Annotated in this window: 14 protein-coding genes, 1 tRNA gene and 2 pseudogenes; 5 read left to right on the top strand and 12 right to left on the bottom strand. The window is 39.1% G+C overall.

Annotated elements, in window-relative coordinates:
- Position 1 precedes the first annotated feature (1 nt).
- From glsB to trmB, 3 genes are all read right to left on the bottom strand, one after another.
- Positions 2-928 (bottom strand): glutaminase B, encoded by a 927-nt coding sequence (gene glsB, locus AC3Z9T_RS19965; RefSeq protein WP_490127836.1) that lies wholly within the window; start codon positions 926-928, stop codon positions 2-4.
- A gap of 102 nt (positions 929-1,030) precedes the next feature.
- The gene (locus AC3Z9T_RS19960) at positions 1,031-1,363 is read right to left on the bottom strand and encodes a YggL family protein (RefSeq protein WP_070926580.1); all 333 of its coding nucleotides are present in this window, start codon (positions 1,361-1,363) and stop codon (positions 1,031-1,033) included.
- Positions 1,363-2,082, bottom strand: a complete 720-nt coding sequence (gene trmB / locus AC3Z9T_RS19955; protein WP_490127835.1) for a tRNA (guanosine(46)-N7)-methyltransferase TrmB — start codon at positions 2,080-2,082, stop codon at positions 1,363-1,365. The genes AC3Z9T_RS19960 and trmB overlap by 1 nt, the downstream gene beginning before the upstream one ends.
- A 272-nt stretch (positions 2,083-2,354) precedes the next feature.
- Here trmB and mutY point away from each other — a divergent pair, with 272 nt between their 5' ends.
- From mutY to AC3Z9T_RS19935, 4 genes are all read left to right on the top strand, one after another.
- Positions 2,355-3,419 carry an A/G-specific adenine glycosylase gene (mutY, locus tag AC3Z9T_RS19950; RefSeq protein ID WP_490127834.1) on the top strand — a complete coding sequence of 355 codons (1,065 nt, stop codon included), beginning with the start codon at positions 2,355-2,357 and terminating at the stop codon, positions 3,417-3,419.
- On the top strand, positions 3,419-3,688 hold the full coding sequence (locus AC3Z9T_RS19945) for an oxidative damage protection protein (RefSeq protein WP_490127833.1): 270 nt from the start codon (positions 3,419-3,421) through the stop codon (positions 3,686-3,688). The genes mutY and AC3Z9T_RS19945 overlap by 1 nt, the downstream gene beginning before the upstream one ends.
- Positions 3,689-3,742: 54 nt before the next feature.
- A complete protein-coding gene (gene mltC, locus AC3Z9T_RS19940; RefSeq protein WP_490127832.1) occupies positions 3,743-4,816 on the top strand; it encodes a membrane-bound lytic murein transglycosylase MltC in 1,074 nt (357 codons plus the stop codon).
- A 191-nt stretch (positions 4,817-5,007) separates the two neighbouring features.
- Positions 5,008-5,083 (top strand) — tRNA-Phe (locus AC3Z9T_RS19935).
- A 250-nt stretch (positions 5,084-5,333) separates the two neighbouring features.
- Here AC3Z9T_RS19935 and AC3Z9T_RS19930 read toward each other — a convergent pair.
- From AC3Z9T_RS19930 to AC3Z9T_RS19920, 3 genes and pseudogenes are all read right to left on the bottom strand, one after another.
- A pseudogene (locus tag AC3Z9T_RS19930) lies at positions 5,334-6,159 on the bottom strand (IS3 family transposase).
- Positions 6,160-6,210: 51 nt separating this feature from the next.
- On the bottom strand, positions 6,211-6,414 hold the full coding sequence (locus AC3Z9T_RS19925) for a hypothetical protein (RefSeq protein ID WP_490127831.1): 204 nt from the start codon (positions 6,412-6,414) through the stop codon (positions 6,211-6,213).
- Between the two features lie 137 nt (positions 6,415-6,551).
- On the bottom strand, positions 6,552-7,022 hold the full coding sequence (locus AC3Z9T_RS19920) for a DUF417 family protein (protein WP_490127830.1): 471 nt from the start codon (positions 7,020-7,022) through the stop codon (positions 6,552-6,554).
- 473 nt (positions 7,023-7,495) lie between these two features.
- On the opposite strand from AC3Z9T_RS19920, the pseudogene AC3Z9T_RS19915 reads away from it, so the two are divergent.
- Positions 7,496-8,188, top strand: a pseudogene (locus AC3Z9T_RS19915) (IS6 family transposase).
- On the opposite strand, the gene AC3Z9T_RS19910 reads toward AC3Z9T_RS19915, so the two are convergent.
- From AC3Z9T_RS19910 to AC3Z9T_RS19885, 6 genes are all read right to left on the bottom strand, one after another.
- The gene (locus tag AC3Z9T_RS19910; RefSeq protein WP_490127829.1) at positions 8,145-8,561 is read right to left on the bottom strand and encodes a glutathione S-transferase family protein; all 417 of its coding nucleotides are present in this window, start codon (positions 8,559-8,561) and stop codon (positions 8,145-8,147) included. The pseudogene AC3Z9T_RS19915 and the gene AC3Z9T_RS19910 sit on opposite strands and share 44 nt — an antisense overlap.
- 415 nt (positions 8,562-8,976) lie before the next feature.
- Positions 8,977-9,921 carry a nucleoside hydrolase gene (locus AC3Z9T_RS19905; RefSeq protein WP_490127828.1) on the bottom strand — a complete coding sequence of 315 codons (945 nt, stop codon included), beginning with the start codon at positions 9,919-9,921 and terminating at the stop codon, positions 8,977-8,979.
- A 43-nt stretch (positions 9,922-9,964) separates the two neighbouring features.
- Positions 9,965-10,939, bottom strand: coding sequence for an ABC transporter permease (locus AC3Z9T_RS19900; RefSeq protein ID WP_490127827.1), 975 nt, complete (start codon positions 10,937-10,939; stop codon positions 9,965-9,967).
- Positions 10,940-10,955: 16 nt separating this feature from the next.
- Entirely contained in the window at positions 10,956-12,479 is a 1,524-nt protein-coding gene (locus AC3Z9T_RS19895; RefSeq protein ID WP_490127826.1) for a sugar ABC transporter ATP-binding protein, read from the bottom strand.
- A 72-nt stretch (positions 12,480-12,551) separates the two neighbouring features.
- A complete protein-coding gene (locus tag AC3Z9T_RS19890) occupies positions 12,552-13,514 on the bottom strand; it encodes a sugar ABC transporter substrate-binding protein (protein ID WP_490127825.1) in 963 nt (320 codons plus the stop codon).
- Positions 13,515-13,523: 9 nt separating this feature from the next.
- On the bottom strand, positions 13,524-14,768 hold the full coding sequence (locus tag AC3Z9T_RS19885; protein WP_490127824.1) for a ribokinase: 1,245 nt from the start codon (positions 14,766-14,768) through the stop codon (positions 13,524-13,526).
- Positions 14,769-15,199 lie beyond the last annotated feature (431 nt).

The following is a 15,199-nucleotide window of genomic DNA, read 5'->3' as shown; positions in this document are numbered from 1 at the left end:
CTTAAAATACAGAACGACCAATGCGTTTTGATAATAATTCGAGTGCAGCACAACCAACCAGTGAATTGCCCGCTGAGTCTAACTCAGGCGCCCATACCGCAACGGAAAACTGATTCGGTACGATACAAACAATCCCTCCACCAACCCCTGATTTACCTGGCATGCCAATTCGAAAAGCAAATTCACCAGATCCATCATACATACCACAAGTCATCATTAAGGCATTAATTTGCCGTGATTGTAACGGTGTAATAATTGGGTCGACTGAACATGATGACATCCCTTGAGAAGTCAAATAAGAGAAACAGCGTGCAAGCTCTACACAGTTCATACTTAGAGAACAATAATGAAAGTAAGTTTCGAGAACTGTAAGTACATTATTCTCAAAATTACCAAATGATTTCATCAAAAAGGCAATTGCTGCATTACGACTGGCATGTTCCATCTCCGAGCGAGCGACGGTCGTGTCATAACTAATATCCGGTTCACAGGCTAACTTTCGGACAAACTCTAACATACGCTGCTTAGGGGCACTTAAACGTGACTGCAACATATCAGCAATTACAATCGCTCCTGCGTTAATAAAAGGGTTACGAGGAATGCCCTTTTCCATTTCAATTTGAATTAACGAGTTAAATGGCAGACCTGATGGCTCTTTACCGACGCGGCTCCAAATTTCTTTTTCTTCATAGCGCGTCATTGCCAATGTCAAACTAAGTACTTTTGATATGGATTGAATCGAAAAACGGGTTTCGGCATCACCAGCCATAAAAACTTCACCATCGGCGGTGTTTACTGCGATCCCGAGTTGAGAAGGTGATACACTGGCTAACGCTGGAATATAATTCGCCACTGCGCCTTTGCCCACTAAAGGCCGCACTTGGTCTAAAATATCGTTCAGTAGCTGATTGGAAAATTGACTGCTCACTGCACTTCACTCCAGAAAACAAAGGCACCCTATAAGGATGCCTTGAAGCTGCTAACAAAACAGGATCACTACAGTTTTCCTGCTTAATGTTAAGTTCTGAATTTACTCTTCCCACCAAACATCAAATAGCTCTGAAACAACGATGTCTTTCATGCCTTTTGATTTCAGCCAGTTTTCAACGATTGCGCGGTGCTCTTCAGTACATTTACCAATTTTTTGCAGGCAAACGATCCCTTCCCAGCTCATATAGCCACTAGCTTCAAAAGCTAACCCATTTGGCTCAATCGCTTCTGCAATCAGCGCATCAACCGCACGATCAACTTCCTCGATTGGCGTGCCCTCTTCAAAGCTCCACTTAACAATGAAACCTAACTCTTGGAATTCATCAATACGTAATTTTTTGCGTAAACGACGACTGCGTTGTTGCTTAGCCATTATTTTGTCCTCTCAAACATTAAATCCCATACACCGTGCCCCAACCGCTGGCCGCGCTTTTCAAATTTTGTTTCTGGTCGTGTTTCAGGGCGAGGGACATAATCCCCTGTTGTTGATAGGTTTTTATAGCCTTGAGCATTTGTCATCACTTCTAGCATATGCTCTGCATAAGGCTGCCAATCTGTCGCCATGTGGAAAACACCACCTACCGCAAGCTTAGTGCGGATTTTATCAGCAAAAGGCGTTTGAACAATACGACGTTTGTTATGCTTCGCCTTGTGCCATGGATCAGGGAAAAATAACTGAACCATCGATAAGCTCCCATCTGGGATCATCGTATCCAGTACTTCAATTGCATCGTGACACATCACGCGCAAATTGGTCACATTTTCTTCTTTAGCCGATGCGAGACATGCCCCAACGCCTGGCGCATGAACTTCAATCCCCAGAAAGTTTTTTTCAGGGTTTTGTGCCGCCATAGTGACTAAAGATGAGCCCATACCAAACCCAATTTCTAATACAACTGGGTTTGCGTTATTAAATACAGCAGTAAAATCGAAAGGTTGTGGGACAAAATCAATGCCCATTGCCTCCCATTCACTTTGTAGCGCATCTTCTTGGCGTTGCGTCAGGCGACCTTGGCGGCGGACAAAACTGCGAACGCGGCGCATAACCCGCCCTTCTTCATTATATTCAGGGGAAATGACGTTATTGATCATAATATAAAAGTTCTGAGAATTAATTGCCTAATCAAGTAAATATGCCCAAAATGACTCTATCCGCCTACTATTTTCAACGAGTTAGTAAAACGATTAATAATACAGGCTTTATAGAAAGAGCAAGGAGTTTACCAAAACTCAACCAAGGTTGCAGGTGAAAATTGGATAACTTTACACTCAACCACACAATAAGCGGTTTACAGCTTGTCTTGTCTATGTTGCAATCCTGACTAACACTGATTTCAACCGACTTAATAAAAACAATATACTCAATGGAAGCTCAACAATTTTCACCCGCCGTGCTTAACTGGTATCACAAATACGGTCGTAAAACGTTGCCATGGCAACAAGAAAAGACCTCTTATCATGTATGGCTATCTGAAGTCATGCTACAACAAACCCAAGTTAGTACCGTTATCCCTTATTTTGAAAAATTTATCAGCCGCTTTCCTGATGTGAAAGCACTGGCAGATGCCCCATTAGATGAAGTACTCCATTTGTGGACGGGTTTAGGCTACTACGCTCGCGCGAGGAACCTGCATAAGGCCGCTAAAGTTATTGCTGAAAAATTTCAAGGTAAATTTCCCACCACATTTGATGATGTTGTCGCCTTACCCGGTGTTGGCCGCTCAACCGCAGGAGCAATCCTTTCCTTATCTCAACAACAGCACTATCCAATACTGGATGGCAACGTCAAGCGAGTATTGGCTCGCTGCTATGCAGTTGATGGCTGGCCAGGGAAAAAAGAAGTTGAAAACCGTTTGTGGGAAATCAGTACTGACGTCACACCTAATGAAGAAGTTCAGTTTTTTAACCAAGCAATGATGGATCTTGGCGCTATGGTTTGCACTCGCAGCAAGCCGAAATGTGAGCTATGCCCACTGAATTTTGGCTGTATAGCTTACGCTAATCATTCATGGCAAAACTATCCGGGTAAAAAGCCAAAACAGAAGGTCCCTGAAAAAACAGCTTGGTTTTTGATTATGCAACATAAAAACCAAGTATGGCTTGAGCAACGCCCACCTTCTGGTATCTGGGGGGGACTGTTCGCTTTCCCTCAATTTGAAACCCAACAATTGATGAACGAATGGCTCTCTCAATCAGGGATCCATCATGACGCTCCAGAACAATTAATTGCGTTTCGCCACACTTTCAGCCATTTTCATCTGGATATTATTCCTGTTAAAGTTAATATTCAGGCATTTACTTCAGCCATGGATGAAGGCAAAGGACTTTGGTATAACTTAAATCTCGGTGCAACAATCGGCCTCGCAGCGCCGGTTGAAAGCTTACTTCAACAGCTTGCCGTACCGCCTGATATTTTGAGGAAAAAATAATGAGTAGAACTATTTTTTGTACTTTTTTACAACGTGATGCTGATGGGCAAGATTTTCAACTCTATCCGGGTGAACTAGGAAAACGTATTTTTAATGAAATTTCAAAAGAAGCATGGGCTCAATGGATGACAAAGCAAACCATGCTAATCAATGAAAAAAAACTTAATACAATGAATCCTGATGATCGTAAAATGCTTGAGCAAGAGATGATTAAGTTCCTCTTTGAAGGACACGATATTCATATCGACGGCTACACACCTGAAAAATAATTGCTTGGTCTACCGACATTTTTGGTAGGCCGCTTTTTGAATACTGTGGAATATATGAAAAAACTGCTCGCCTTAACGCTGCTGGTGCCTTTACTGATCTCCTGCTCCAGTAATAAAGAGTCTGATTATAATCCCAACTATGTCAAAGACACCAATGGGTTCGATATCCTTATGGGCCAATTTGCTCATAATATTGAAAACATATGGGGGATCAAAGAAGTCCTTATTGCAGGACCAAAAGACTATGTTAAATATACCGATGAATATCGTACACGTAGTCATATTAATTTTGATGCGGGTACTATCACAATAGAAACCATCTCTGCCATTGAGCCCTCAGAGCACCTCAAGAAAGCCATTGTCACAACCCTATTGATGGGTGATGATCCTAATTCTATTGACTTGTATTCTGACATTAATGATATTCCACACAGCAAAGAACCCTTTCTGTTTGGGCAGGTATTAGATAATACAGGTGAAGCAATTCGCTGGGAATGGCGCGCAACTAAATATGCAGATTACCTAGTGACTAACAAATTGCAACGTCGCCAGTCGGGTATGAATGTTATCTGGGCTGTCACCATGCAGTTAGTCCCTAACCACTTAGACAAACGTGCCCACAAATACTTACCATTTATAAGAAAAGCTTCCGCTAAATATGGCGTTGAAGAATCCCTTATTTTAGCAATTATGCAAATTGAATCGAGTTTTAACCCTTATGCGGTCAGTCGTTCAGATGCGCTAGGATTAATGCAGATCATGCCAAATACGGCGGGTAAAGATGTTTTCCGTTCACAAGGTAAATCTGGCGTACCGAGCCGTAACTACCTCTTCGATCCTGAGCAAAATATCGATACAGGTACTGCATATCTAGCTATCCTACAAAACAGCTATCTAGGTGATATCCAAAACCCAACCTCGCGGCGCTATGCCGTGATCACCGCTTATAATGGTGGCGCAGGCAGCGTGTTGAGAGTCTTCCACAATGATAAAAAGCAAGCAGCAGTGAAAATCAACAATTTGGAGCCCGGCGATGTTTATGAAACGCTGTCAACCAAACACCCAGCTGCAGAGTCTCGTAACTACCTAATCAAGGTAAATAAGGCACAGAAAAACTATCGCCGTTAGCAATTATTGTCGGTCGTATAAAAAACACTCGTTTAAACATCTTGTTTACGAGTGTTTTTTTATTTTTCTGCTTTTTTATTATTCATCTTGCTCAATCATTGTCTAACATGTTGAAAAAAAGCGCATCCGGTAGAAAGTTTTGTGGATCTGCCTTGACTCCCACAGTGAAATCAGGTTTAATACGCCTCGTTGCCCGGATAGCTCAGTCGGTAGAGCAGGGGATTGAAAATCCCCGTGTCCTTGGTTCGATTCCGAGTCCGGGCACCACCTTATTGTCAACAGACGTCAACCGACGTCTGTTTTTGTTTGTAAAGCCCGCTAAAATCAAAACTCACCCAAAGTTTCAACTCAACTGAATTCAACTCGATTCTACCCGTATCAACCCCATTGCGTGGGTACAATTGCGGGTATACACTAGTTCGATAGAATTTTGTACCCATTTTATCTTTCAGGAAGCTCACTATGGCACTGACTGACGCTAAAATTCGGGCGGCCAAACCTGTTCTGCACAACAAAATTAGGACACTTTTCTTAAGGAATTTTGTTCATACTCAATGGGTGATAGCTCACCGTTGGCAGTATGAAGCCTTTCTAGGTTGTAATAGCGCATATACGCGATAACCTTCTCTTTCATCTGTTTCCGAGTCGGTTGTGGGATTTTAAGTACCCAATCGTGTTTTAAACTGCCAAAAAATCGTTCAACAACGGCGTTATCCCAACAGGCTACGGCATTACTGTGTTTGCGTTTTGTGGTAACTTTATAAGCAACACGCTGAGTAACGACTAGACCAAGCTGAGCCATTAGCCTTTGAACGCCATAAGCACTCACGTTAAAGCCCTCTTTACATAACCGTTTATGTAACGTTCTATAACCTAAGCTATTTCGACTCTGTTCAAAGATAACTTTAGCTCTGCGGTACAGGCTAAGTTGTTCTGCGGTGATTAATTTTGCAGGGCGTTTAAGCCAAGCGTAATAGGCAGAACGACTCGTTTTCATTAACTTGCAGAGCTTCAGCACGGGAAACTGTGAAGATAATTGCTTAATCGTTTTAAACGCTACTTGGTTTCTTTTAGCAGGAGGGCGCTGGCTTTTTTAGGATCTCTTTCTCCATCCTAAGTTCTTTATTTTCTTTTCGAAGCCTTAATAGCTCAGCTCTTTCATCTGAATTCAATCTGCTACCAGACTGCTCAGCGTCAAATTTTGCTTTCCAGCTATAAAGTAATTTATCGGTGATCCCTAAAGAAGCTGCCGCTTTTGGGACGCTATAATCTTGCTCGGTGACTAATGCGACCGCCTCTTGCTTAAACTCAGTGGTATAAAATCGATTTATTCGTTTTTTCATTTAACACCTCAATAATTGGATTATATTCCATTATTAAAGTGTCCTGTTTTATTAAAGCAGATCAAAATCACTGCCTTTCTGATCGCGGATAAACTCACCTTTATATTTTGCCAGCTTCCGTACATCGTTAATTTCATTCAGTGTCGCATTCTCCTGAGCTGTCAGTATCGGTAGCAGGTAAATTCCTAGTGCCGTCCCCGCCCCCAGAACTACCAAGTGTGAAATTAGCAGGATAATTTTAAGCCTAGTTTTCATGTTTTCCTCAATGAATAGATAACAAACTAAATCCCACCGTTTATATTAATCATACAAACTTACTGACCAATGGCTTCCATTATATGTAAACTTCGGTCTCGAGTTAGACGACTATTGTTTAGCTGATTTTTTTGTGCTCATTCCTGTTCATGATTGTGTATTTTTTTGACAAGAAGAGTCTCCGTTCTGATATTTAAGTACCTTTTTAAGTCATATTTCAGCAGAGCAACTCCGGCACCAATCAGCAGCATATCCTTTATAATGAAACTGTCGATTTTTCCTAGTTGAGGTAACAAACTCAATGTAGTGATGCCCGTAGTAATAACAATGATATCGCCTAATACTCCAACTGCAGATTTGAAAAAGCCGATGATAAGAAAGATAAAGGTGATAGTTTCGACTACGCCGAGAAAATAACTTCCTCCGTGGATACCAAACAGGGTATACAGGATATTCAACCACGTATTCGATATCAGAGGCTCAAGAGCCATTACTTCAAAATCAAACCATTTATAAGTTCCAAAGAGCATAAATATCATGATAACCGATAGGCGAAGAGTAACCATATCGTAGTCTGAGCGGATAAAACTATTAATAAAATTTTTCACTCTATTCTCCAAGCTGCATAAAGCATTTCTTATTAAAAATCAGACTCGGCCATTCAGTATCAACATTTCATCGTCTTTAGATATGCTTTTGCATAAACTGTTATATAAAGCACTAGTTAAGGTTGTTAATATTACTTTTTTCATATCAAATCATCTCATTTTCTGTTGATTTATCTTAAATCTACTATGGTAACCATGCATAATTGATGAAAAAATGATTACAATCTTGTCATAAAGAAAGGAATAAAAAATATGAGTTTAATATGAATATGACTTTGTTGAAGAAGCCAAACTTATTGGTAATTTGCAGCTATGATCGTTCAATTCATTTCAAATGGAAATATTTTATCCTCATTATCATCCTTTGATCCTTGCATTGGTATGGTTCCAAACCGTTAAGCTATGCCAACGGGTTCTGTCGAAAATATAAAGTTGGTTTATACTCTCACGCAATAAATCTGAGTTGAGGTTGAATGATGTTAAGTTTCAAAGGTCGTCATTTCCCCAAGGATCTCATTTTGATGGCTGTGAGGTGGAAATTAGCGTATCCGCTCAGTTATCGGGATATTGAAGAGCTTCTCTAAGAGCGAGGGGCTAATGCCGATCATTCAACCGTACATAAATGGGTCGTTCATTGCTCGCCACAGCTTGAACAAGCCTTCAGGAAAAGGAAGAAACCCGTAGGGCGTTCCTGGAAAATGGACGAAACCTATATCAAAGTGAATGGCAAATGGGTTTACCTTTATCGGGTTGTGGATAATGAGGAAAACACCATTGATTTTAGGTTATCAGAAACACGTGACCGTCCGGCTGCCCTGAAGTTTTTCAAAAAAGCCATCAATTCCAATGGATTGCCAGAGAAAGTCAATATAGATAAATCCGGTGCGAATACCGCCGCGCTGGAAAGAATCAACTTCCTTTTATTTCTCACCGGACTTTGGCCTTTGTTGATGGAAGTCAGACGGATAAAATATTTGAACAACCAGATAGAACAAGACCATCGGGGCATTAAACGCATCACGAAATATACACTCGGATTTAAGTCATTTGAAACGGCTGACGCCACGATAGCGGGGATTGAATTACATCGAATGCTTAAGAAAGGCCAGATGGAAAAGACTGTCAATCCCCCTGTCTGGAAACAATTCTATTCATTGTCAGCCTGACTGCGCCCTGAATAAGGCTATCCTTGACCTGACAGGATATTTTCGACAGAGCCAAGATATCAGCTAGAGTGAAATTATCACCAATGACCCACTCGTTATTTTCATCGAATTTAAATTGTTTGGTCACGTTTTCAGATTCTGTTTTAAAGTAATAAACTAACGGTAAAACGTGTTTTTCTTCAGGAACAAAAACAAGTTGTTTTAGTAAATTCCAGATAGGAGATTCTAAGTCTGTTAATGCAAAGCTTATGTAAAACTCAATAACTGATTGTTCTTTAATATCAGAAGGATAAAAACTTCCCTTTGGGAAGTTATGGCACAAATAATGACATATCGCAAATGTCTCTTCTATTGAAACATCCCCATCTACCATAAACGGAACTTTACCTCTAGAGTGAGGTTATTTAGGTTTAGGTTTAGGTTTAGGTTTATCGCTGAACGTATCAACTTTGACTGTTTCATAGGGCTTGTTGCAAAAAATAAATAAGATTGTTTTTCGTCCAACTTGGAGTGGAATTTCAGGCTAACACCGTCTCAACATTGAATAAGCGATTCATAAAGGCAGATCGCTCCCGCACCCGAAACTCAGGTTCAGGGAGCAACATGTTTCCATTTAAACTCGTTTGGTGACATGAGTTTATCCTAAAGCGATGTTCAATACTGTGAGTGTTTCTCACTTAGGTAATTTTTGCAACAAGCCCAATAATTTAGTTCGAAAAAGTCCCACACATTAGGAGTAGGACTTCTGTATAAAAGACAGCTAGGGATAATGGGAGGAAATTATGACTCTATTTTTTTCCTAATTGCTCCAAGGAATCAATCAACATATTCCATAATTTTGGGTTATCTAATTTAGTCGCAACTTGAGTATGACAATCTTCAACGGGTTGACGAAAATCAGTGACTGTCATACCCATCGTTAAAGTACCTCGTAATTCAATATCAATTGGTGCTTTAATTGTTTTTATTATCGATGGATTAATAACATAAGCAACAGCGCATAAATCATGAACTGGAGCATGGTCACATTTCCCCTTTTGCCGACGATAACTAGCAGTGTAGTTATTAAGGCATTCAACAACAAAATCGCTTAAAGGAGTATTCAACGCTTTAATTTGTTCTATAATTTGGTCATCGGGCCGGGCTTGATAGGCTAGATCTAATCCAACCATTGTAATAGGCCAGGTCTCATTAAATACAATATGGGCGGCTTCAGGGTCTATGATGATATTAAATTCAGCAACAGGGCTGCTATTACCTGTCTGATATGCTCCTCCCATTAAAACTACCTCTTTCACTAACTCAACAATTTCAGGCGCCTTTCTTACTGCTAATGCAATATTTGTAAGTCCCCCTACGGGAACAAGAGTCACTGATTTTGGCGGATGAGATTTAAGCGTATCAATAATTAAGTCAACAGCATGTCGTTTATCAATAGGTAACTTAGGTACTGGAAGTTGCGACTTATCAATACTTGTTACTTCATGAGTTTTTAAACCCTTCCCTATTTTCCTGACTAAAGGGCGAGAACAACCTGCTGCGATAGGAATATGATTTGCATCAACAAATTCCATAATAGCACGTGTGTTATAAGTGACTTCATCTAAAGTCTTGTTTCCAGCAGCCGTAGTTACGGCAAGTAAATCTATATTCGGATTGCCTAATGCTAAAAAAATAGCCATCGCATCATCATGTCCGGGATCACAATCAATAATAATTTTATTTTCAGACATTTTTTTTCCTTCTATTCACGTTTAGTAGGTAGTAGATGGTTGTTTAATTCTTGTTTAGGTGACTACGGTATGTATCAAGTACTACTGCAACAATAATTACTGCTCCTGTTATAAAGCGTTTTGTGGGCTCGCTTGCACCAACTTGAGCTAATCCAGCGGCTAGAACGGAAATAATCAATACCCCAAGAAAAGTACATATGATAGAACCTCTTCCCCCCATCAAACTTGTACCACCGATCACAACAGCAGCAATAACCTGTAATTCCATCCCAACACCACTATTCGGGTCAGCAGCCTCAAGGCGTGCGATCTGAAACAGTGAAGCCAAACCGGATAATCCTCCCATAAGTGCAAATACAGCTATCTTATAAAGGCCTGGATTAATGCCTGATAATCGGACCGCTTCTTCATTCGTGCCAATACCAATCAAATGGCGACCAAATACTGTTCGAGTTAAAACTAAATGCCCGACCACAATCACGACTATGGCAATAATAAAAGAAGGAGATACACCAAAGAAAATCGGTTCGGCAATATAACCATAAATAGAACCAATATAGGCCGTTCTAGAATCAGTCAACTGGTAAGCTACCCCACGAGCCATTTCTAGCATCCCGAGTGAAACTATAAATGCTGGAATACGCCAAGCGACCGTAATAAAACCTGTTAGTGCACCAACAAATGTTGTGAGAACTACACCAGAAAGAGCGGATAACCATGGAGTCCATTGAAAATTTAAATACGTTACACTAACCACTGCTGCTGCAAGAGCCAACAACGATCCAACAGAAAGATCTATACCTGCAATCATTAATATAAATGTCATCCCAACAGACATAACGATTAGATCCGGAACTTGATTTGCAATAGTACTGAAAGTATTCATACTCCAAAAATGTGTGCTGAGGAATGAAAATAGCACTATCATTGCCAATAACGCCACAATTAACCCTATATAACTACTTAACTCTTTTAATGGCGTATAGACCACTTGTTGAGTCGATAATTTATTACTCATTTTTTATCCTCAGCTACTAACTCGAAGTATTTTCTACATGCTGATATGCAGAAAACGCTGCCGCTAAAATTCGCTCCTGACTCCAGTTATCACGTGAAAAGGTATTCACTAATTTGCCATCTGAAATTACAGCAATACGATCGCAAACGAGCATTAGTTCGCGTAAATCACTGGAAACCACGACAATACCTTTTCCTTTCGCCGTCAACTTATTTAGTAATTGGTAAATATCTTGTTTTGCACCAATATCTATACCTCGAGTAGGCTCATCAAATAAAATAATCTGGCAGTCTCTTTCCAACCATCGGCTAATCAAGATTTTTTGCTGATTACCTCCAGATAGACTTTCTACAACCTGCGAAGCATTCGTCGCACGGATACCTAGGCTTTTAATATATTTATTCGCCAAATTAGCCTCATCAAGTGAGCAAATAATAGATAGAAAGCTTATTTTCTCACTATTACCCAAAGATATATTTGCAGAGATAGATTGAGGTAACAAAAGGCCTTCACCTTTACGGTCTTCTGTAACCAACGCGATACCGTGCTTAATTGCATCCACTGGAGATCGTACCAATACGGGTTTTAACGGAGTACCAATCTGTAATGTACCACTGTCGATTTTATCCGCGCCGAAAATAGCGCGTAAAAGTTCTGTTCGCCCAGAGCCAACTAGACCGCTAATACCTAATATTTCACCACTGTGCAGCGTAAATGATGTATCTTGAATAATTTTTCCACGCTTAAAATTTTCCACTTTCAAGATCGGATGGCCAATCTGGCGCCCACTTAAATTAAATGAACGTTCCAAATCTCGTCCTACCATTAATGAAACTAGCTGATCACTGTTATAACGTTTAATATCATCTACACAGACTAACTGCCCATTTCGCAGTACTGCAATATCATCAGCAATTACAGCTAATTCTTCTAGTCGATGAGAAATATAAATTAATGATACTCCTCGAGTTTTAAACAGCATTATCTGTTTAAACAGTAATTCAACTTCACGGCTACTAAGCATTGCCGTAGGCTCATCAAGAATAAGAACTCGGCTTTCGCCAATCAGGTTTTTTGCGATCTCAATCATCTGTTGATGACCAATACCCAATTCACCGACAAGTGTATTCGGGTCAATCGATTGCAACCCAACCATTTCCATCACGGGATGAGCTATTTCCTTTAACTTTTTTCGATCAATCCAGCCTAGCAAATGAGGAAGTTGTTCGATAAACAAATTCTCTGCCACCGATAACGAGGGAAGTAAATTGAGTTCTTGCATCATCATGCGAACTCCCAATTTTTCAGCGTCTTTTCTGCTATTCGGTGTATAAGGTTTTCCTTGATAGGTAATCTGCCCAGAGGTTGCGCGGGTTATCCCTCCAATAATTTTGGCTAAGGTACTTTTTCCTGCACCATTCTCTCCTGTCAAAGCCAATACTTTTCCTGGATATAATGCTAGTGTCACATCTACTAAGACAGGTTCACTATAGATTTTTCCTATTCCGTAAAGTGAGAGGATCTCTTGTCCACTTTTCATATTCTGGCCTCATCAGGTAAGCCGCTGTGATATCCGTATTTTGTAATATCACAGCAATGAACCATAACTAACCTATTGTTTTACAATAAGTTTTATTGGGGTCTCAATATTATTGGATAAATCATTCTGTTTTTTACCATGCTTTAGCGCATCAAGTGCTACATCAATACCAAATACCGCTTGCTGGGAAGCAAATTGATCTGCTGTTGCTAATACTCGGCCATCATTCAGCATCGGGCGAATAGCTTCGATATTGTCATAACCAACTACCAGTACCTGTCCTTTTTTTCCAGCAGAACGAATTGCGGAAACGGCACCTAAAGCCATATTATCGTTGTTTGCTAACAGAGCTTTGATACCTGGATATTCACTTAGCATTGCAGCAGCTACCACATTAGCGTTGTTTATTTCCCATTGACCGGATTGAACAGAAACCACTTTCATTCCCCCTTCAGCCATTGCATGCTGAAACCCCAGAGTTCGTTGCTGAGAATTACGAGAGGTTGGAATACCTTCAATAATACCTACTTGATCCCCCTGTTTAAGGTGTTTTGCTAAATAATCACCTATATCTTTAGCACCTTTTTGGTTATCAGGACCAACAAAAGGAATATTTAAGTTTTTATCTTTGAGTACATCATCATCAAATTTATTATCAATATTAATAACAATTATTCCTGCATCAATTGCTTTCTTAATTACAGGTAGAATAGCTTTAGAATCTGATGGTGCAATGATGATTGCATCGACTTTAGATACGATCATTTGTTCTACAATCTGGATTTGACTTGCTGTATCGGTTTCGTTCTTGATCCCATTAGATATCAAGTCAAATTTGCCAGCATGTTTTTTCTGGTAATCTTTTGCTCCAGTCTCCATTGTGAGAAAAAACTCGTTTGCCAATGATTTCATTACTAGAGCGATTTTTGGCTTATGCGTCTGTATATCAGCAGCAAAAACAGGTGTTATGAAGGAAGACAAAAATACTATTCCTACAGTTGCACTAATAACACGATACAATATTTTATTTTTCATTTAATTATCCTATAGGCTTAGTGGACTGAATAATTCTCTAAATAACTGCTGCTTACGGTGATAAACTAGCGAGTTACTGGGCATGTTTGATGCGCCTTTATGTTCAACTTTCAACGATGCAAACACCGAAGCATATTGAGCTGCATTGATAAGCTCTTTACCGTTAGCAATATATGCAACCAGAGCTCCAGTAAAAGCGTCGGCTGCCCCACTGGTATCGACAACCGCTGATTTATAGGCTGGAATATGCGTATAAGCTTTGCCATCAAAGATTAGATAACCTTCACTACCTAGTATGATAATGACGCATTTTACACCTTGAATATGAATAAGTTTGGCTGCATTTTTGGCAGAATTAATATCGACAATAGTTATGCCAGATAATGCTTCAGCCTCTAATTTACTCGGTGTAATAATATCTATTAAATGTAATATCTCTTTGATTTCTGTAGAATAAGGAGCAGGGTTCAATACAATGATGGATTTTCCAAGTTTTGCCTGCATTATTGCATAACGAGTTATAGGAAAATTGTTTTCTAGCTGAGTCAAAAATACCCTACAATTACGAATGCTATCAATATCTAATAAAATATCCTCTTCCGTAAATGTTTCATTAGCACCAAGAGTGACACTAATCATATTGTCTCCGGTAGCATCAGAAACCCATACAATAGCTATTCCAGTTGAAGACATTTCACTCATAAAAAAAGAAAATGATGAAATTTCAGTACTTGTTAAATACTTCTTGGCTTTTTTTGAAAACTCATCAGAACCTAATTTAACCGTTAAATGAACATTATTATTAATTTTAGCTGCAGCTAGAGCCTGATTTGTTCCCTTTCCTCCGGCATAAAAATGTGTTGCAGAAGCTCGAATAGTTTGTCCAATCTGGGGTAGTGCTGTTATTTCAGGGACAATATCAACATTAAATGAACCTAAAATATAAATGCTTTCATTAATATAACTATTTTGTGTAGAACGATCAGTATTTAATACGATCTCCTTGTCGCTTTTAAAGCCATTTAACATCGTTTTCGTAAACGATTGCTCAAATAAAAACTCATCATTCAGTGTATTTTTTAATTGTACACCACCATGAAACAATGAGAAAAGTGTACTTTGGCATAGCTCATTTAAGTCATTACGGATAGTTCGAGTAGTTACCGATAATTCCCTAGCTAATTCACTAACATAAGCTTTTTTATCAGTTATCAATTTAACTCTAATAGCTTTTTGTCTTTCTTGTTTTTTCATAAGTACTCACCCCCAAGTTTTATAATATTAAATTAATCTTAATATTTATTGTACGAAGCTCAAAAATAAATACATAAATTGGAATTTTTTTTTCCGATTTTAATAATTAACGGGATATTCAAGAATGATTGAATAAAAACTCAGTATCAATCAATTATAATCTATTGTTATAATTAACATTATACGCACTTCCCTTGTTTTTTCACAAATAACAAATAAGTGAGTATTTCAGGTTCTTTTATACTAAAATATAATAACAATGCCATTTATAAAGAGAGTACTCCCCCTTACCCCACAATAGTGAATACAACATCGAAAAAAAATCTCTTGCATCACTATTTTTCATTCTATTCTATAATTATGGTCCGTCAGTTACCACTATCGTTTTATAATATTACCCTCAATAACTTTGTGTATTTAAGCTTTAAATT

It is taken from the genome of Providencia sp. 6390, from assembly GCF_058148425.1.
Note: the sequence above shows the minus strand (reverse complement) of the source record. Positions and strands in the feature narration are given on the sequence as shown.

Coding starts and splice junctions, on each gene's coding strand:
- AC3Z9T_RS19960 (WP_070926580.1), bottom strand. CDS start 1,363: ATGGCTAAGCAACAACGCAGTCGTCGTTTACGCAAAAAATTACGTATT.
- trmB (WP_490127835.1), bottom strand. CDS start 2,082: ATGATCAATAACGTCATTTCCCCTGAATATAATGAAGAAGGGCGGGTT.
- mutY (WP_490127834.1), top strand. CDS start 2,355: ATGGAAGCTCAACAATTTTCACCCGCCGTGCTTAACTGGTATCACAAA.
- AC3Z9T_RS19945 (WP_490127833.1), top strand. CDS start 3,419: ATGAGTAGAACTATTTTTTGTACTTTTTTACAACGTGATGCTGATGGG.
- mltC (WP_490127832.1), top strand. CDS start 3,743: ATGAAAAAACTGCTCGCCTTAACGCTGCTGGTGCCTTTACTGATCTCC.
- AC3Z9T_RS19925 (WP_490127831.1), bottom strand. CDS start 6,414: ATGAAAACTAGGCTTAAAATTATCCTGCTAATTTCACACTTGGTAGTT.
- AC3Z9T_RS19910 (WP_490127829.1), bottom strand. CDS start 8,561: ATGGTAGATGGGGATGTTTCAATAGAAGAGACATTTGCGATATGTCAT.
- AC3Z9T_RS19905 (WP_490127828.1), bottom strand. CDS start 9,921: ATGTCTGAAAATAAAATTATTATTGATTGTGATCCCGGACATGATGAT.
- AC3Z9T_RS19900 (WP_490127827.1), bottom strand. CDS start 10,939: ATGAGTAATAAATTATCGACTCAACAAGTGGTCTATACGCCATTAAAA.
- AC3Z9T_RS19895 (WP_490127826.1), bottom strand. CDS start 12,479: ATGAAAAGTGGACAAGAGATCCTCTCACTTTACGGAATAGGAAAAATC.
- AC3Z9T_RS19890 (WP_490127825.1), bottom strand. CDS start 13,514: ATGAAAAATAAAATATTGTATCGTGTTATTAGTGCAACTGTAGGAATA.
- AC3Z9T_RS19885 (WP_490127824.1), bottom strand. CDS start 14,768: ATGAAAAAACAAGAAAGACAAAAAGCTATTAGAGTTAAATTGATAACT.